This window comes from Luteolibacter sp., from assembly GCF_039920825.1.
Lineage (GTDB): Bacteria > Verrucomicrobiota > Verrucomicrobiia > Verrucomicrobiales > Akkermansiaceae > Luteolibacter.
In genome coordinates this window covers 80,744-99,397 of record NZ_JBDSCX010000083.1, presented here as the reverse complement: position 1 = coordinate 99,397, position 18,654 = coordinate 80,744, and the positions used below count along the sequence as shown (strand labels likewise).

At 58.8% G+C, this 18,654-nt stretch carries 15 protein-coding genes; 8 read left to right on the top strand and 7 right to left on the bottom strand.

The window, feature by feature from the left end:
- Positions 1-106: 106 nt before the first annotated feature.
- On the bottom strand, positions 107-1,423 hold the full coding sequence (locus ABIQ96_RS23920) for a transglutaminase-like domain-containing protein (RefSeq protein WP_348217177.1): 1,317 nt from the start codon (positions 1,421-1,423) through the stop codon (positions 107-109).
- Between the two features lie 14 nt (positions 1,424-1,437).
- A complete protein-coding gene (locus ABIQ96_RS23915) occupies positions 1,438-1,674 on the bottom strand; it encodes a hypothetical protein (RefSeq protein WP_348217176.1) in 237 nt (78 codons plus the stop codon).
- Between the two features lie 105 nt (positions 1,675-1,779).
- Between ABIQ96_RS23915 and ABIQ96_RS23910 the strand changes: the two genes are divergently transcribed.
- From ABIQ96_RS23910 to ABIQ96_RS23880, 7 genes are all read left to right on the top strand, one after another.
- Entirely contained in the window at positions 1,780-2,511 is a 732-nt protein-coding gene (locus ABIQ96_RS23910; protein WP_348217175.1) for an RDD family protein, read from the top strand.
- Complete coding sequence (locus tag ABIQ96_RS23905; RefSeq protein WP_348217174.1) at positions 2,508-3,479, top strand: stage II sporulation protein M; 972 nt, start codon at positions 2,508-2,510, stop codon at positions 3,477-3,479. The genes ABIQ96_RS23910 and ABIQ96_RS23905 overlap by 4 nt, the downstream gene beginning before the upstream one ends.
- The gene (locus tag ABIQ96_RS23900) at positions 3,469-4,899 is read left to right on the top strand and encodes a DUF4129 domain-containing protein (protein ID WP_348217173.1); all 1,431 of its coding nucleotides are present in this window, start codon (positions 3,469-3,471) and stop codon (positions 4,897-4,899) included. Before ABIQ96_RS23905 ends, ABIQ96_RS23900 begins: the two co-directional genes overlap by 11 nt.
- Positions 4,896-5,990 carry a DUF4350 domain-containing protein gene (locus ABIQ96_RS23895; protein WP_348217172.1) on the top strand — a complete coding sequence of 365 codons (1,095 nt, stop codon included), beginning with the start codon at positions 4,896-4,898 and terminating at the stop codon, positions 5,988-5,990. Before ABIQ96_RS23900 ends, ABIQ96_RS23895 begins: the two co-directional genes overlap by 4 nt.
- An 11-nt stretch (positions 5,991-6,001) precedes the next feature.
- Entirely contained in the window at positions 6,002-6,994 is a 993-nt protein-coding gene (locus ABIQ96_RS23890; RefSeq protein ID WP_348217171.1) for a MoxR family ATPase, read from the top strand.
- Positions 6,991-7,656, top strand: coding sequence for a hypothetical protein (locus ABIQ96_RS23885; RefSeq protein ID WP_348217170.1), 666 nt, complete (start codon positions 6,991-6,993; stop codon positions 7,654-7,656). The genes ABIQ96_RS23890 and ABIQ96_RS23885 overlap by 4 nt, the downstream gene beginning before the upstream one ends.
- A gap of 109 nt (positions 7,657-7,765) precedes the next feature.
- Positions 7,766-9,070: a DUF58 domain-containing protein gene (locus tag ABIQ96_RS23880; protein WP_348217169.1), complete on the top strand. Its 1,305-nt coding sequence runs from the start codon at positions 7,766-7,768 to the stop codon at positions 9,068-9,070.
- A gap of 624 nt (positions 9,071-9,694) precedes the next feature.
- On the opposite strand, the gene ABIQ96_RS23875 is transcribed toward ABIQ96_RS23880, so the two are convergent.
- From ABIQ96_RS23875 to ABIQ96_RS23855, 5 genes are all read right to left on the bottom strand, one after another.
- Entirely contained in the window at positions 9,695-11,668 is a 1,974-nt protein-coding gene (locus tag ABIQ96_RS23875; protein WP_348217168.1) for a S8 family serine peptidase, read from the bottom strand.
- A 432-nt stretch (positions 11,669-12,100) separates the two neighbouring features.
- Entirely contained in the window at positions 12,101-12,667 is a 567-nt protein-coding gene (locus ABIQ96_RS23870) for a hypothetical protein (RefSeq protein ID WP_348217167.1), read from the bottom strand.
- A 40-nt stretch (positions 12,668-12,707) separates the two neighbouring features.
- Entirely contained in the window at positions 12,708-15,296 is a 2,589-nt protein-coding gene (gene hrpB / locus ABIQ96_RS23865) for an ATP-dependent helicase HrpB (protein ID WP_348217166.1), read from the bottom strand.
- A gap of 77 nt (positions 15,297-15,373) precedes the next feature.
- A complete protein-coding gene (locus ABIQ96_RS23860) occupies positions 15,374-15,841 on the bottom strand; it encodes a hypothetical protein (protein WP_348217165.1) in 468 nt (155 codons plus the stop codon).
- Between the two features lie 106 nt (positions 15,842-15,947).
- A complete protein-coding gene (locus tag ABIQ96_RS23855) occupies positions 15,948-16,157 on the bottom strand; it encodes an addiction module protein (protein WP_348217164.1) in 210 nt (69 codons plus the stop codon).
- A 274-nt stretch (positions 16,158-16,431) separates the two neighbouring features.
- Between ABIQ96_RS23855 and ABIQ96_RS23850 the strand changes: the two genes are divergently transcribed.
- Positions 16,432-18,639, top strand: a complete 2,208-nt coding sequence (locus ABIQ96_RS23850) for a sialate O-acetylesterase (RefSeq protein ID WP_348217163.1) — start codon at positions 16,432-16,434, stop codon at positions 18,637-18,639.
- Positions 18,640-18,654 lie beyond the last annotated feature (15 nt).

Sequence of the window (18,654 nt, the reverse complement as noted above, 5' to 3'; positions counted from 1 at the left end):
AGCCCTTTAGGGCGTCTTTATTCGGCGGAAGAGGAAGACGCCCTAAAGGGCTGAACTACGAACGAAGAGCCTATCGGTTCGTTAGCGTGCGGCACAGCGGCTCGACCTATTTCAGCGTGGAGGTGGTGCCGTAGGTGCCGTTGGCGGCGTTGCCTGAAAAGACGAGCCAGCCGACTTGCGCGGTGGTTGTGTGGTCCCCGTCGACGCGATGATCTTCGCCGCGGCTGACGGCGACGAACTGGTTGAGCGAGGCATCGCTGCCGAAGAAGTAGGGATATTTCCCGGAGGGGTCGAAGGTGCGGCTTTCGGATGGGTCGAAGGGGATCCAACCGATGCCCTGGAGATAAAATTCACCGTTGACGTGCCATTGGTCGGTGCCGACCCAGAAGCCGCTGTTGGAGCGGGAGGGAATGCCGATGCTGCGGAAGCAGGCGGAGCAGAGATTGGTGTCGCTGCCGCAATCGCCCTTTTTCAGGCTGAGGGTGGTAAGGGCATCCTGGATGGCGGGCGTTTCATAAACGGTGCGTTTGACGATGGCCATGTAGAGTTTTTTGGCGGCGTCGTAGGGCGTGAGGGTGGTCTTGTAGTTCGCCGGGAGAACGGTCTTCACATACGCGGCGATGGCGGGATCGGTGGATTGGACCAAATCATTGGGCTGGAGGTAGGGCAGGATTTTCGCGGGAACCTGCGCTTCCTTGGCCCAGGTCACGGCCTTCAGATTGGAGATGCGGGTGCGGACGCTGGAGACGCTGACCTTGAAGTTCGTCGTGTCGATCCAGTGCTGGTTGTCGACGGCCGGGGTGTAGTTGATACGGGGGGTCTGCCAGATGGGATCGCCGGTGGGGGTGGTGATGACGGCGCTGCTGAATGTCGGACCGGTTGCGGATTTCACCACTTGGAAGCTATCGGTGACGGGCTTGCCCATGATGGTGTAGCCATCGGTGACGGAGCCGCCGAGGTTCCATGGCACGGTGCAGGTTTCCGAGCCGGTGTGGACGACCGGGTTGAAATATTCCAGAGCGGTCGCGGGCGGAGTGGGAGTGAAAGTGCCTTTGAAGACGTTGTTGGCCGTTTTCGTATCGCCGGAGAGATGGTCGGGATCGAGGGTGACGCTGAAGGGGATTTCTCCATCCAACTCCAAATTAAAGGAGGCGATCCCGCTGTATCCAGCACCGGCTCCCGTGCTGACGCCGGTCCATTTGTATTTCTGGCCCGCCACTTGAAAGAGAATGGAGTAGGAGGTTTTGGGAGTGCCGGTGACCTCCCACACGACCTTGAGGTAGTAGGTCTCGCCATATTTCGGATTGTAGGCGGTGCCGTTGGACTTGACGGTGTAGGCGTTCGTGACCTTGAGATCGCAAGCTGCATGAGCGGCGGAAAGGGAGATCAGACTGGCGGCGAGGGTGAGGATGAGGGGTTTCATGGGAGTGGAGGGATTTATTTTTGTTTCAGGTTGATGGCGTAGTCGGCGTAAAGCTCGACAAAACCGCAGTCGCCGCACACCCATGCGGAAACGGGAGTGGTTTGCTGGCCTTTGAAAAAAGCGGCCTTCGGATTGCTGAAGGTGGCGAGGGTGAATTCCTGCGAGGACTCGTAAGGGCTGCGGTCGAGCGCTTTCGCATCCGCGATGATGTCGGAGGAAGAGCATTTCGGGCACTTGCCTGAGGACTTCATGGGGCATAAATTGGCGCAGAAGGCCGTTCGCGGGAAGTCAGAAGTTTTTCCGACGCCGACGCTTTACGTGACTTGGAATGCCGTTAGTCTCGCTGGTAACGCGGAATGACGGCCGAAACGGAAAAACTCGACACCCTGCAAGCGGTGGAGCTGGCGGAGGGGATCGAAATCCGCCTGCGGATGGCCGGGCCGATGCTGCGGGCGGGTGCCTACATGATCGATTTGGTGATCCGCGTGGCCGTCATGGCGATCGGCGCAATCACTCTGGGACTGGCGGGAATCGGCATTGGATTCCAAGTCGCGGGCGGGATGATGCTGCTGATCTGGTTTCTCATGGACTGGCTCTATCCGGTGTTTTTCGAAGCGGGAAAACGCGGGGCCACTCCTGGCAAACGGATCATGGGCCTGCGGGTCGTTCAATCGACGGGCTCGCCGATCACGCTGGGGCAGGCGGTGGTGAGGAATTTCCTGCGCTTCATCGATGGCATGCCGGTTTTCACTTACATGTTTGGCGTGACGAGTTGCATGGCGACGCAGCGCTTCCAACGCCTCGGCGATCTAGCGGCGGGCACGGTGGTGATTTACGATCGCCTTCCACCCATGCCGGTCATCGCCGCGCCGCCACCGATCGTCGCGGTGCCGCTGCCGGTCGGTCTATCAGCTAACGAAATGCGCGCGCTGGCCTTGTTCCGCGAACGCGCTGGATTGTGGTCCGACGGCCGCCGCGCGGAAATCGCGGATCAGGCGTCTATCCTGAGCGGCGAGACCGGCGCGGCCGGAGTGAGCCGCCTGATGGCGATGGCGCATTGGATTCAGGAGAAAAGGGGGGGACGATGACCGCAGGAGATTTCGAACATCAGAACGAAGCGCGCTGGGCTGAATATGAACGGCTCGTCGGGCTGATGGAAAAGGGCAAGCGCAGTCCCGAAGCTGAGCAGTTGCCGCGGTTGTTCCGCGAGGTAAGCCTCGACCTCTCGCTGGCCGAGTCGCGGATGTATGGCACCCGCATCACGGAGCGGCTCAATGCCCTGGTCATCCGCGGCTATGAGCTGATCTATCGGACGCGGCGCGGGAGTTGGGAAAACGTGATCTCGTTCGTATCGGTTAGATTTCCGCAGGCGGTGCGCAAGGAGTGGCGTTTGTTCTGGCTGTGCAATGCGGTCTTCTGGCTGCCGTTCTTCGCGATGATGCTTTCCGCCCACCATGACATCCGTTGGGTCCAAGCCGTGCTCGGTGCCGACGGCATGGCGTCGATGGAGCAGATGTATGGCGGAAAAGAGGAACAACTCAGCCACCTGAGGTCCGAGTATGGCTCGAATTTCATGATGTTCTGTTTTTATATCTACAACAACGTCGCCATCGACTTCCGGATCTTTGCCGGCGGCATGGCGGCGGGACTTGGGACTTTGTTTTTCCTGCTGTTCAACGGCCTGAGCATCGGCGCCTCGGCGGGCTATGTGAACCACGCGTGCAATCCGGCATCGTTCTGGTCTTTTGTCGCGGGGCATTCGTCGTTTGAGTTGTTAGGTATGGTGGTTTCAGGAATGGCGGGGATGCGCCTTGGTTTGGCAATCCTCCAGCCGGGCCGCCTGCCTCGCGTCCGGGCCTTGGTGGAAGCGTCGAAACAAGCGATGCCTTTGATCTACGGAGCCGCGCTGATGACCACGATGGCGGCTGTCATCGAAGGGTTCTGGTCGGCGCAGGGGATTCCCTACGAATGGAAATACACGGTCGGCATCATTGGCTGGATCGGGCACATCGCGTATTTTTCCCTAGCAGGAAGGAGGCACGCCCATGCGGCTTGATTCGGTGACCGCGGAGATCCGTCCGCGCAGTGATTGGGAAGCGGTGGATCTCGGCTTCGCGATGGTGCGGCGTGATTTCTGGCGCTGTTTCACGATGTGGTGGCTGGCGATGGGCATTCCCACGGCCATCGCGACAGTGCTGTTATGGCGGCATCCGTTCTTGTTGCTGATCGTTTTCTGGTGGATGAAACCAGCGGGCTCGCGGATCGTGTTGTTTGAAATCAGCCGGCGTTTGTTCGGTGAGGAACCCTCATGGCGCGCGGTCTGGCGGGAAATTCCGAAGGCGTGGGTGAGGCGGTTTTTCTATCGATATCTGTGGGCGAGGTTGTCGCCGTGGCTGCCTGTCACGCTGGCGGTGGAAGACCTCGAAGGCCTGCGCGGAAAAGCCTACAAACAGCGCTGCGTGCATGTCGTCCGCCGCGGCGAAGGCGCGGTGATGTGGATCTATCTGGTGTCGCACGCCGCGGTGATCTGGTTCGGGCTGGCGATCCTCGCGACCTTGCGGATGTTGATTCCGGAAGGCCAGGACGGAGCATGGCGGCAGGCGATGGAGTCGTGGGATTCGCAAAATATGGCGGAAATGCCGTTGCTCATAGCTCGCAGCGCGGTGGCCTGCATGATGCTGGCGATGTCTCTATCTGATCTGTTCGCGACCGGAGCCGGTTTCGGCCTCTACATCAACAACCGGACATGGATCGAAGGCTGGGATGTCGAACTCGCTTTCAGACGCCTTGCCCAGCGCCTCGGCAAGGTCGCCGTGTTGCTAGTGTCGTTTTTCATCCTCGGCCTATCCGCCCATGGTCAGGAAGCTGCCACCCCTGCGGACAGGATCCAGCAAGTGAAGGCGCACAAGGATTTCATCGTGCACACCGTGACGGACCGGATTCCCAAATCAAAATCACCTTCCGGTTTCTCGTTTCCAAGCGAGCTGATGGAGATCCTGATGTATGTGTTCGGGATCAGCGCGGTGGTGTTGTTGCTGGCGTTCATCGGGCGTGCGATTTGGAAAAATCGTCATGTTTTCGGAATGAGGATGCGGGGCGAAAAACTCCAGAAAGCAGCGCCATCCGCACGGGTGGTCATGGGCATGGAAGTCTCGCCGGACACGCTTCCCGGCGACGTCCCATCCGCGGCATGGGCGCTGTGGCAGCAGGGCAAACATCAGGAGGCGCTTGGTTTGCTCTATCGCGGATCGATTTCACGGGTGATGGAAATCGGACGGGTGGAAATCCAGGAATCGGACACGGAAGGCGATTGCATGCGGCGCGTTGATTCGGCGGGCAATGCGGCGCATCCGGATTATTTCCGCGGCATCACCGGAGCGTGGATCCGCTTGGCTTACGCCGGAATTAACCCGGCCGATGCGGACGTGCAGGCGCTCTGCCAGCAGTGGCCGTTTGGAGAAGGGAGGGCGCTGTGAAAAGGATTTTCCTGCTCGTTGTTTCACTGGCTCTAACTGCTTGTGACTACACCGAAGTGAAACGCGAGATTGGTTACAAGGGCAAGTCGCGGGTGAATCCATGGCTCGCCGCCGAACGGTTTTGTGAACAATACGATGGCGACGTCCGCTCGCTGGCATCGTGGACCGCACCGACCGTGGCCGACGCCGTGTGGTTCGTACCCGCACCGATCCTGAGCAACGAAAGTTTCACTCGCCAACTGGAATCCTGGATCGAGGATGGCGGACATCTGGTGGTGCTGGTGGACTATGCGAACGCCGAGACAAACGACTGGTCGGGACCTCCGCCGGTGACGAACCCGGAACCGGCATTTTTAAAACTGTTGGAAGGGGCGGGGATCAAGTTGGAGCATCCCGAGATCGCTAGAAACAATGTGAAGGCTTCGGAGATCAAATTCGATGGCAAGTCGTACAATGTGGTCGCCGAGTCGGACAGCAGTGTCGCCCTTCGCGATGGCGAGGCCGGAGTCTTTGCTTCCGTGAAAAAAGGTGAGGGACGACTCACTGTTCTAACGGACGGCCGGTTGTTTCGGAATCGTTGGATCGGTGAGAAGGATCACGCGGCGCTGTTGGACGCATTGATCAGCGCAACCGAATATGACGGCAACATCGGCTTCACCCGTGGCTCGGCGCTGTCGCTTTGGGCGCTGCTTTCGGAACACCTGTGGCCGGTGTTGATCGGACTCGCTGTTCTCACGTTGCTGTGGCTTTGGAGAAATTTCAGTCGCTTCGGACCGCTCGAAGCCGCGCATGGGATTTCCACTCTCAGGGGCTACGACCATCATCTCGAAGCGCTGGGGGATTTCCAGTGGCGGCTCGACCGGGCGGCGGCACTCCTCGGACCGCTGCGGGCGCAGATCGTCGAGCGCGGCCAGCGGATGAGCCAGCGCTCCGGCCATCGTGACGACGACTTCTTCCAGTTTCTAGCCGATCTCGCCAGCCTGCCACGCGAAAGGGTTTTCCGTGCCCTGGCGGAAACCGCGCCAGCCGATTCAGCCATCCTCACCCGCACCACGGCGGACCTTCAACACCTGCTCCAGGTTCTTCACTAACACTCGTAACCATGAATCCCGATCCCTACGCCCCTCCTTCTCAAGAAATGCCGCCTGTCCGCAGTTTGGCCGAGTTGATCCAGCGGATGCGCGAGCAGATCCGCAAGGTCATCCTCGGTCAGGAAATCGTGATCGATCAGGTCATCGCCGCCTTGCTTGCCGGTGGACACGTGCTGCTGGAAGGCAAGCCGGGCCTTGGAAAGACCCACTTGGTCACAACGCTGGCAAAGACCTTCGGCGGCGCATCGGCACGCATCCAGTTCACGCCCGACCTGATGCCGTCCGACGTCACGGGTTTTCGACTGTTCGATATGAAGAGCCAGACCTTCCAGCTCCGCCAAGGGCCGGTTTTTACCAATCTCCTGTTAGCGGACGAAATCAACCGAGCCCCGGCGAAGACGCAGTCTGCGTTGCTGGAGGTCATGCAGGAGCAGCAGGTCACCATCGACGGCGAGACGCTGAAACTCAGCCCGCCGTTCATGACCCTCGCCACGCAGAACCCGGTCGAACACGAAGGAACCTATCCGCTGCCGGAAGCCCAGCTTGACCGTTTCATCATGAAGGTGCTCATCGACTATCCGGAGCGCGAGGCCGAGTGTGAAATCGTCACCCGTGCCTCTGCCGAAACTCCCGGCGGCGCGGGCCGCGAGGTTGCCGTGATCTGCGGACCTTGGGAAATCGTCGCCGCCCAGCAAGCGACGGCCGCGATCCAGGTCGTCCCGGAAGTGGTCGGCTACGCAGTGGCGATCGCCCAGGCGACCCGCGAGTCCCGTTCCGTGTCGCTGGGTGCGGGCACCCGTGGCGCGATCAGTCTCGTTAGAATTGGCAAGGCCTTTGCCGCCCTCGACGGCAGGGGATTTGTCACGCCGGACGATATCAAACGCGCGGCTCTCCCGGTGCTTCGCCACCGCGTTCAACTCACTCCGGAAATCGCGATCAGCGGCCAGGACGTGGACGACGTCCTGCAAGCCATCGTCGAAAGCGTGCCCGCCCCGAGACAATGAAACGCGTTGCGTCCATCGTATTCGTGGCCTTGCTTGGCTTTGTTGCCGGTTGGATGTGCGCGTGTATCCGTTTGCAACGCAGCTTCGGGGAGAGTCAGGTAATTTCACAGGTGGGCCGGGACGAGGAAATCAAGACGTTGCGTCAACGCATCTACGGATCGAACCATTATCACCAGAAGTGGATTTCTCCCGAAAGCGACGAACGGTTGGAGCGTCTGGATTTCTCCCAAAGCGGAGGGTCGATTACGCTGGCTTACGCGAATGGTCTCAGTGGCAGGAAAAGTAATCTGCAGATCCGATGCGATGGAACGTTTTCTATCAATAAGGACGGCGTGCCCCGCCTAATCACGACATTGGACAGCACCCGTTGTGCGGATTTCTTCAAGCGAGTGATCACCAGCGGGCTTCTGAACTATTCCGACGATGTGGTCGAAATGAAGCGCGATTTGAAACGGCCTAACCCTATATCCGATGTCAGCGACGCGTCGTCGGTTGGATTTGTCATCTCCGTCCCGAAACTTGATATCGAAAAAGAATTTTCCATCTATGCGCCGGAAGTGGAGCTGCGCAACTATCCCGACATCATTGAATTCCAACTTATTGTTGCAGTTGAGAAAGACATTTTGAACTTCATTCCGAAGAATGATCCATACTGGAAATGAACCGAGAAAGTGCGACGACAAGCGGAAGAAAAAATTCAAACTCCAAACATTACCTTGTTATTTCGATGGCCCCGTTCCCGAAAGAAATCGATAGAACAATTTTCCATCCATGACCCCGACTCCCCGACTGCTGGCATTGGCTGCGACATGGTTGCTCCTCGCAATCATCGCCAGTGCCGTGCCTGTGCTGATGATGCCTTGGCTGTGGCTTGGCGGAACGGTGGCAGTTGGAATTCTAATCGATGGTGTGAGAGTTCGCTTGCAGAAACCCTTGGAATTGCAGCGCCGCTTGCCCGGCCGTTTTGCCATGGGAGAAGCGGGCGAAGTGAGATTGATCATCCGTAACGACAGCAGCCAGCCGGCGATGGTGGAGATTTTCGATGGCATTCCGCAGGGGGCTGTGGCTCCGACTTTGCCTTGGTCGGGTGAAATCCCGGCAAACCGCGAGATCCGGGTGTTTCATCCGGTGACCTTGTCGGAGCGCGGCGAATCCACATTTGGTCCGGTGCATGTCAGACGAGTTTCCCCGTTCGGTTTGTGGACACGGAAAACACAGCACTTGGCGGGTGAAATGGTGAAGGTCTATCCGAACTACGAGCCGGTGATCCGCTTCGCGCTGCTTGCCATGCAGCACCGCGAAAGTCCGATGGGCATCGTCCGCCGTCCTCGTGCGGGGACGAGCCGGGATTTCCATCAGCTCCGGGATTATCGCGATGGCGACCCGCTTTCTCAGATCGATTGGAAGGCCACCTCGCGCCGCCAAACGCTCATCAGCCGCGATTTCCAGGAACAGCGGAACCAGTCCATCGTTTTCCTATTGGACACCGGCCGCCGGATGCGCGCGCTCGATGGGGGGGTCCCGCAGTTCGACCACATTCTCAATGCGATCCTGCTCGTCTCGCACGTCGCGCTGAGGCAGGGCGATCAGGTCGCGGTGAAATCCTTCGGCGGCTCCGACCGCTGGCTGCCACCGGTGAAGGGGGCGCACGCCATGCCGGTTTTGCTGAACCACCTCTACGACTATCAGACGACCGCCGCGCCCAGTGATTTCAGCGGAGCGGTGGAGCAATTGATGGCCCGCCAGCGCCGCCGCTCGCTGGTGATCCTTCTCACCAATCTGCGTGGGGAGGACGGCAAGGAATTGATTCCCGCTCTGCAGGTTTTAAAATCCCGCCACCTCGTCCTGCTCGCGAGCATGCGCGAACGGGTGGTCGAGGACTCGATCACGCAACCGGTTGAATCGTTTTCCTCCGCATTGAAATTCCTCGCAGCGGACCGCTACGTGCAGGAGCGCCGCGAAATCCTCGCCACGCTCGGTGCCTTGGGAATCCTGACGCTCGACTCCACCGCGCAATCATTCGCCATCGCTCTTGCGAATACCTACCTCGACATCAAGTCTGCGGGAAGAATCTGAGACTGATAGTTCTACGCGATCGCGGTATGGCGATGTGGCCGTTTTCTGGCATTCTCACCTGCGTAAGGGATAGCACAACAGCCCCCCAAAAGGCCCACGGGCGTCGGAACAAGGGATCCGGCGCCCGTGGTTTTTTCAGGCCTAAAGTTCTGGCCGAAAAGGATTTACGGAAATCCGGCAATCAAAAAACTACGCGATTGCGGTATGGAGATGTGGCCGGTTTGTGGCATCCTCATTAGCGTAAGGGATAGCACAAAAAAAGCCCCCCAAAGGGCCCACGGGCGTCGGAACAAGGGATCCGACGCCCGTGGTCATTTTAAGGCCCGGTAATCGGGAGATTCAGTGGTGAATTTTTTAAAATTGCTGCCTCAAAATTCAAATTTTGGCTTGCGAACCTGAAAAGTTTTTGCAACTTATCAATCACAGTGTGTGAGCTATTCATTAACGTGAATAGTTAATACCTCTGGCATTTCCAGCTTCCAGTTGGACGCCGCGAATATCGACTCGAGATCCGGGGGGAGATCGAACTCGAAGCGGATTCCATCTGGAATTCTTTGGGGGGAATGTGCTAAACGAAAGGCGTGGTCCGGAAACGGCCCACGCCTTTTCTATCTCATCGAGCCGTCAGGGGCGTGTGATTTTCAGACGGATAAACCGTTTCCCGGCGGTGGCCGAGAGGACGGAGTCACGCGCCTGAAACGCGGTCGTCGTGTTGGTTTGAATCACGGCGGATTGCCAAATTGAAAGATTGTCAGTGACTTCCGAATTCCAGATGACGTCGGTTGCCGCGGTATTCTTGGTTGCGGAAAGCGTCAAATAGCCGCCGGTGTTGCTTTGGATGATTGGCGAGGTGCCCGCGATTTTAGGCGGTAGTCCGAGGGCGTATTCGATCAAGTTGGCCAATCGATCACCGTCAGGATCCGAATTTTCCGCACTGATGGCAGGTTGGGTCAGTTCAGGCGCGGTGAAATTGGCAAATCGCCAGGCATCGAACGGCTTGTCCTGGATAGTCACGACTGCGGACTGCGCGGGATCCCTGACCAACGCGAAATCGGCGGCGACATTCAGAATTACGTTGCGATCTCCTTGGGCGAGGGCGTCGGAAATCGGCGTGATGGTCAGTGTGGTGGAGGCTTGCCCGGTGGGAATGGTGACTGTCGCCGGAATTGGTTGATAATGAGCGCCGGCGACGGCGGTGCCGGAAACCGTGAGCGGCACGAGAAGGGGCAGGGTGGTGTCACCGGTGCGGCTGATCGTGACGAGGCCGGTCTGGCCATCGATTTCACGGGCGGTGGCAGCGGTCGCGGCAATGGTCACGGTGGGAAGGCTGTGCCATGCGAGGGCATAGGGAGTCGCGGTGGAAGTGGCCGCGCTTTGAACGACCAAGGCGTAGTTTCCCGGAGCGAGCGCTGACTGGTAAACCAGTTCGACGTTGTCCACAGCGCTGTTGCTGGCAGCGATTTCGGAGCCAACAGTGAATCCTGTGGCGTGGTGAAGGTGAAGACCGAGGTCGGGGAGAGTGGAATCCCAGTTGTTGGCACCGGATTTTGTGGAAATCCGGTGCCAGGTAAGGGCCGCGCTGAATGGAGTGGTCACGGGACCTGCAGGAATGTTGAAATAGTAGGTTTTGGTGGAATTTGACGAGACTGTTTCCGCCGCCCAGCCACGAATGTTATATTGGATGGAGTTCGATGCGGTGGCTTTTCCGCTGCGAAGCGTGCTGTAGGCGTGGTAAATATTGAGTTCTCCGGCACCGTAAACGCTGTCGAGCGGGGAGGTGGCGGTGTTGTCCCATCCGGGCACGGTGTTTTTTGTCGCGGAGGCGAGCAACAGGGCTTTGATGACGCGAGGCAGGTCGGCGCCGGAGATCGCGTAGGAGTTGGTGAGTTTCTGGTAAAGCAGGCCGGCGGAACCCGCCACCATCGGAGTGGTCCAACTCGTTGCGTATTCAGGATCGGCGCTGGGGGCGACGATATCGGGTTTCATCCGCCCGGTTCCGTCGATGGCTGTGAGTCCGGCGCTGTGTCCGCCGTCGTCGCGCCCGACGGAAATAGTGTTGTAGCTCTGGCTGAGAAGGCCGGGCAGGGTGGTGGAACCGTTGTTGTCCGAGCCGACCACGCAGACGAAACCATCCCGGTTGATGGCGTAATCAAGGCGTCGATTCGCCTCGGCATCGGAAAATGAAGGCTCCAGCGATCCCACCCAACTGTGGTTTTGGACGGCGCGTGATTCAACGGCCGGCACGGTGTTGGAGCCCATTTTGAGGAAATCCGAGAACAGCCAATTGTCGGCGAGATACAGGTCCACTCCGCAGGCCCCCGGGATCTGGCTGGTGGACCCGTAGAAATTGGTCGCAACATGGGTGGCGTGGAAGCTGACGCCCACCGCTCCGGTTTTGGGCACGAAGGTTTTTCCTGAAAAAACCGGGCTGGCAGTATCCGGAATGCAAAGGGTGGGAGTCTCTGACAGAGAGGCTTCCACTTGAGTGAGTCCGTCGTTCGGAAAAGCCGGAAGAGAGTCGGAAAGGGCCACCTGTTTGAGGCGTGTGAATCCGATGTCATCCCGCCAGTCGGCGTGCAGCGACTCAAGGTTACCCAAGGCAAACCCAATGAGAGCAATCGTTTGAATTTGAAATCTCAATGGGCTCGGGAAGAGTCGATAGTGCATCGCAGGATGATCTAAACGTGGCGGGATTCGACTGCAAGAATCTTTACATGGTGGTTACCAGGAGGTGGAACGACTGTTTGATTCGCCTCATTCCAAAGTTATTCACATTGACCTGCGAGCACTTGTGTTGTTGCTCTGCTCACGGATTCGAACAAGTGATTGAAAAGCGCTGATCGAGATCACAATATTATTTGAATAGTGCTTTAAATCAATGATTAGAGTATAAATTTATTGATTTATAAACAAAAGCTCTGGCTGGCATTTAGTTGTGAGCAGGCTTCAATTTAAAGGTGTCATCTCTTTTGATTTAAACGATCGATGGGTCAGCTTCGCCGAGCTATTCCCGAACGCGAGTTACGAGAATTATTTCTGAAGCAGCCCGAGAATCGGCGGCAGCGTTTCTTTCCAAGCGTGAGCCATGGCGCAGCGAATCACCGCTTCTTCATCGTCGCTCCGGGGAAAACTTCTGGCCTCCCGAAGTCGGCGGGCGGTCCGGGTGATGGCGGCGAGTTCCGGGGTGAGGGAGAGAATTCCGAGTACGGCGGAAAGTGCGGTCGCGGCGAGGATGGCGGAAATGGCTCCCATCGCTGGAATTTTGGCGACCACTACAGCCATGATCGCGACGACCCCGCTCAAAGGAGGTACCGCCATTCCGAATCGTTTGGAACTCGCGCGGGCTCTTGCGGCCTTCGGGTCCTGCTCCTGCCAGTCCTCCAAAGCCCTGAGTCTGAGCTGTCGGCCGAATTCGTAGGCGGATTCCTCGGATTTCTGACTGACTTCGACTCCGGTTGAAACCGGGACCCATTTCGCGAGGTCGCATTTGCAGGGACGACCGCCATTTTCGGTGAGCACCCGCAGCCCGAACCACCAGCGGGCGACCATCGCCGCAACGAGAGGAATCAGGGAAAACATCAGGATCACGCGCCACATGTCGCCAGCGTCGGGTGAAATCGAAAGAATGTCGCGCTGATTATTTCCTCGGCGAACCCGCCGCGACCCAAGCCCGAGGATCGTCCGGCCACGGATGGCGCGGGTAACGACCGGCGACTTCCTTTTTCATTTGGGCGTAGCCGGTTGTCCAAAAGCCCTTGAGATCCTTGGTCATTTGCCATGGTTTTTGGCCCGGCGTGAGGATGTGAACCAGCAGCGGAATCCGTCCGCTCGCGATGGTCGGCGTTTCCCAAATCCCGAAAAGGTGGGAAACCCGCAGTGAAATGAACGGGTCTCTGCCTTCGCCGTAGGTGATTTTCGCGGATTGGCCGTTCGGCAGATCCACCCGCTCCGGACAATACGAATCGAGCGCCGCCCGTTGCTCAAAACTCAGCCATTCGCGCAACACCCGCCAGACGTTTGCCTCCTTGATTTCCTTGTAGCTCACCGCGCCATGGCAGATTTGGGCAATGGCATCCGTCCGGTCCTCGTCCGACCAGCCGGGCATTCCCAGCTCAGGCATCCAGGTTCCCAGCGAGGCGAGGCGGGCGGTCCACTGGGTCACCGAATCGTCCCAATTTTTTAAAATTAGCTCACCCGACAGCACTCGCGTGGCGAGTAATTCGGCGGCTTGATCGAGATTCACGCCGTGGTCGCTTTCCTTGGCTTCGAGCACCAGATCTCGGAAACGGGTTTCCTTCCGCGCGACCACCCGGCGGCGGGTGTCGTCCCAAGCCGCTCCGTCGTTCTGTGCCAGATCGTCGGGAAACAATTCCGCCAACCACGCCGGATCGATGGCGGTGGCGCGGCGCAAATGGACGATGATTTCCCGTGCTTCGACCTCGGTGATCTCCGCCGCCACGAATGCCGGGGCGTTCCTCACACAGGATTCCTCGTCGAGCTTCCCTTTGCGATTTCCTACCAGCTTGCAGGCCAGCGTTCCCTGGCTGATGCGGATCGCCAATTGATCGCTGAAGGCGGCGAGCATCGCTTTTCCCACCGCCTCGCGCCGGGCTTTGAAATCAACGGGCTGCCACTCCCAACCGAAGCGCTTCGCCATCGAGCACAGCCGGTCAAATCCCTGCGCCGTTTCGCGGGCACCGCGCGCCATGACCCCGACCTGATCGCAGCGCCGCGGATCGAAACCCATCGCTTCCGCCGATTCGAAGGCCCGCCACTCGCCGGCGAAATCCGAGTCGTCATCGGCGAAAATGAAATCCTTGCGGCCGACTCCGCCGCGTTTGTTCGTGAAAATTCCCTCGCCCTGCACCGTCGCCGCGATGAACGCCGTCTCCGCCACACAACCGTGTTCGTAGCCTGCTAACATGAGCCGTGAGAAACGTGGCTCCAGCGGTAGCGATGCCATTTTCCGCCCCTCGTCGGTCAATTGCCCGCCCGCATCCAGCGCTCCAAGATCGTGCAACAATCGCTCGGCGCGAGTCAGCGATTCCTCGGTCGGCGCATCGAACCAACGGAAATCCCTAACTTCGGAAACGCCCGCCGCTTTTAATAAAAGCACCGCCTCCGCCAAATCCACCCTCCGGACTTCCGGCGCTTCGAATTCCGCCCGCCGCCCGTGATCCGCCTCGCTCCACAAGCGGAACGCCCGACCCGGTGCCGTCCGTCCTGCCCGGCCCGTGCGTTGCTCGGCGGCGGCACGGGAAATCTTCGTGATGAGCAACGTGTTGATCCCGCGCCGAGGCTCGAACGATGCGGTGCGTGCGAGCCCGCTATCGATCACCGTGCGCACGCCATCGATGGTGAGCGAGGTTTCCGCCACGTTGGTCGCCACGATGATTTTCGGCCTCGGCGCTGGAGAAATCGCCGCCTCCTGCGCTGCGGGAGCCAGCGCCGAATACAGCGGGAAAACGTCCCAGCCTTTTGCCAAACCGCTCGTCTCCAGCAGTTCAACGGTCCGCCGGATTTCATGCGTGCCTTGCAAGAACATCAGGATGTTTCCCGCGTCCGGCATCGCCATCCCCTCACGGCAAACGGTCGCCATTTTTTCCCAAATCGGCGTCTCCCGTGGCGGTCCGCCGCGCCGGTCGTTCACCGGCGGCCGGTCTGCCCGATAGAGCACCTGCACCGGATGCGTCCGCCCGCCCGCTTCCAGCGAAACCGCCGGGGCCAGATAGTCCGCCAGTCCCGCCGTTTCGAGCGTCGCCGACATCACCACCACCCGCAGGTCGGGCCTTGCTCCTTCCTGCAAATCCAAACAACGCGCCAGCGCGATGTCCACCGCCAGCCGCCGTTCGTGAAACTCGTCGAACACCACCGCGCCCACGCCCGTCAGCTCCGGATCGTCCTGGATCCAGCGTTGGAAAACCCCATCCGTCAGATAGACGATCCGCGTGTCCGCCCGGTATTTCGTATCGAACCGCACCGCATAGCCCACCTCGTTTCCCAAAGTCGCCTTGCGTTGTTTTGCCACCCAGCCCGCCAACAACCGCGCCGCCATCCGCCGTGGCTCGATCACAATGATCCGTCCGGAAATCCCCGCATCCACCAGCATCCCCGGCACCGACGTCGATTTCCCCGATCCCGTCGGCGCTTTGAGAAGCACCCGGGCACGCTCACCCTGCACCGCATTCCGCAGCTCCCCCTCGATTTCAAATACCGGCAACGTCACGCCGGAGGATTTGCCGGAAATCCCAAGGAGTGGCGATCTCCGAATCGCGTCTTTTTCCCGATCACTGAACCTTCCGGCTAATAAAGGAGGCGCTTCGTCTTCGCATAAAGCCGCTCTGCAATGTCACCTATCGGATCAGTAAGTCCCTCGAGTGCACCTAGAATTCCAATATCACCGCTGGTACCGAAATCCTTGAGGAGGCGGATCGCGACCACCTTCGCTCTTGCTGGGTTTTTCAACGGAATCTCCTTCCTCCGGGTCTTCGTTCCATACGTAGCGGTGGGATGGCTATTGAGAACTTTTGTAGTATCAATGTCGAAACACATGTCGTATTGAACTCCCGTTTTATCGACCAGATCTATTCTCACGCTTCCGCCGTCCATAATGGTGTAGCCGGTGATCGTTTGTAGAGGCAGCACCATCGACTTGAACGGTTCCTCTTCGTGGCTCAGATCAAGGGGAGCGGGCGGGAGCAGGAGGAAAACGAGGGCGATTACCAAGAGAACTGCAAATGCGGCTAGCAGAATGTAGCGGGGTCGTTTCATTGAATCGAGCTGGCAAAGTAATCACCGACACCTGCCTCCTGTGCTTCATAAAACCAAAAACCATCGTCCAGATCATCAAACGCTTCGTTTGAAATCCTGACCTTGATCATCTGCGTCCGATGCTGTGCTTCACCACGTCCCAATCGTGCAGCGTGGATTCTCCCGCAGCGACCCGCGCGCGGCGGGCGTCGAAAAGCTGCCGGTGCTCCGGAGGATTTTCAAATCGCTCCACCCGCTCGCTCAGATCAGCCCAAATGGCTTCCATGATCTGGAACTTCTCGCGGAGCGGAAGCTTGGCTACTTCGGTGAGACTCATGGGAAGAACCTACCCGAGTGACGGAATCCGATCCAGCGGCAATTTCAAAACCAAGTAACGTCATGGTGGAGGATTTTCCGGAAATCGGGAGGAGCGGCGATCTCCGAATCGCCTCTTTTCATAAGGGGCTGGGACGTCTCGTCCCAGCGGATGGACGAGATGTCGATGCGTCTTATTTTTAGCCTCGGTGCGATCCGAAATCCTTGCCATTGCTTACCTATTACCCCTTTTGAGTAGGGGACGGCGGGGCCTTTCCGTGTAAGATTTGCACCTCATGTCGCTACGTGCTTTTGCTGTTTTCTGCCTCGCCGCCGGGGCGATGGTCGTCTCCTGTTTGGCGAAGCCGACCCTCTACATCATCGGCGACTCGACGGTGCGGAACGGCACCGGCGGCCAGATGGGGTGGGGGGATCCGCTGGTCAATGAGTTCGATCCGGCGAAGATCTCGGTGATCAACCGCGCAATCGGCGGCCGCAGCAGCCGGACTTTTCTAACTGAATGCCGCTGGGATGCGTTGATGGCGCACCTGAAACCCGGCGATTTCCTGCTGATGCAGTTCGGCCACAACGACGGCGGAAAATTGAACGACGAGAAGTGCCGGGCATCGATCAAAGGGATCGGCGAGGAAGTGGAAGACATCGTTCGCGTCACCGACCAGCAACCGGAGACGGTTCATAGCTACGGCTGGTATTTGCGCAAATTCGTGACCGAAGCGAAGGCGAAGGGGGTCACTCCGATCATGGTTTCGTTGATTCCCCGCAACATCTGGACGGACGGGAAAATCGGACGTTCGGGAAATGATTACGGCGGCTGGGCGAAACAGGTGGCGGAGCAGGAGCACGCTGCCTTCATCGATTTTAACAACCTGTTAGCCAACCGCTATGAAAGTCTCGGCGAGGCGAAAACTGCGGAACTCTTCGCCGGCACCGACCACACCCACACCGGGCCCGCGGGCGCGGCATTCAATGCCCGGGTGATGGCGTCGGCGATCCGCGGGCTAACCGATTGCGATCTGGGCAAGGAACTCTATCCGGCGGATCTGTGGCTGCCTTCGGTTTTTTCGGATCACATGGTCCTGCAACGCCAGATGCCGATCCCGGTTTGGGGAACGGCGGTCCCCGGCGCAGAGGTGAAAGTCACTCTAGCAGAAAAATCCGCGGTGGCGAAAGCGGACGAAATCGGGAATTGGAAGACCGTGTTGCCTGCGATGGAGGCGGGCGGGAGCCAGTCGCTCGAAATTTCATCCGGCGCGGCCAAGCGGGTTTATGGCGATGTATTGATTGGCGAAGTCTGGCTGTGCTCGGGTCAGTCGAACATGGATTTCACGCTGGCGAAAACCGCGAAGCGCTCGTTCTCAGGCGCGGCGGATTGGGAAAAGGAAGTGGCGGCGGCGAATCATCCCGCGCTCCGGATGTTCTCCGCGGAGTGGGAGATGAATGAATTTCCCCAACGTGACGTGCCGGGCAAGTGGGCGGTATGCACGCCGGAAACAGCCGGGGACTTCTCGGCGGTCGCCTATTATTTCGGACGGCAGCTTCAGTTGGATCTCAAGGTGCCGATCGGCTTGGTCACTTGTGCCTACGGGGCCAGCACCATCGAATCGTGGATTCCGCAGGAAGCGCTCGCGGCTCATCCGCAGTTCAAGGAGTTGCTCGATGCCTTCGGCAAGAAATGCCTCGTTTACCGTGACGATCCGAAACAATTCCTTAGCTATGGTGAAGCCCTCGCGAAATCGAAAGGTGGAAGATCCCCGAAAAATCCCGATCCATTTCAAGACCAGCACAATCCCTTCGTCCTCCACAACGGCATGATCGCCCCGGTCGTTCCCTACGCCATCCGCGGCGCGATTTGGTATCAGGGCGAGTCCAACATGAACACCCGCAAGCTCTACCCGGAACTCCAGCAAGCGCTGATAGAAACCTGGCGCGCGCAGTGGGGAAATCCCAACCTGCCATTCTATTTCGTGCAGCTCGCTCCTAACAAAGCGCCATCGCCCGAACCGTCTGGCGGCCAACTTCCGGAAATGCGTGAGGCACAGGCGAAGTCGCTCGCCATTCCCCACACCGGCATGGCTGTGACTCTCGACATCGGTGATGAAACGAACGTCCACCCGCGCAACAAGCTCGATGTCGGGAACCGCCTCGCCAGACTCGCAATGACCGGGACATACGGCCAGTCCGGTGAATCAAGCGGCCCGTTGTTTCGTGAAAGCTCGGTGCAGAACGGCAAGGTGATCATCAAGTTCGATCACGCGGGCGGTCTTGTGGCCAAGGATGGTGCTCTCAAGCAATTTGCGATCGCCGGAGCCGATGGTAAATTCGTCTGGGCGGACGCGGTGATCGATGGCGAAAGCGTCATTGTTTCCAGCCCGAAGATCACCGAACCCACCCAAGTCCGCTACGCTTGGGGCGAAAATCCTGCGGGTGCCAATTTGACCAACGCCGAAGGACTTCCGGCAGCTCCATTCCGAACCAATCCTTGATTCAAACCCATTTTC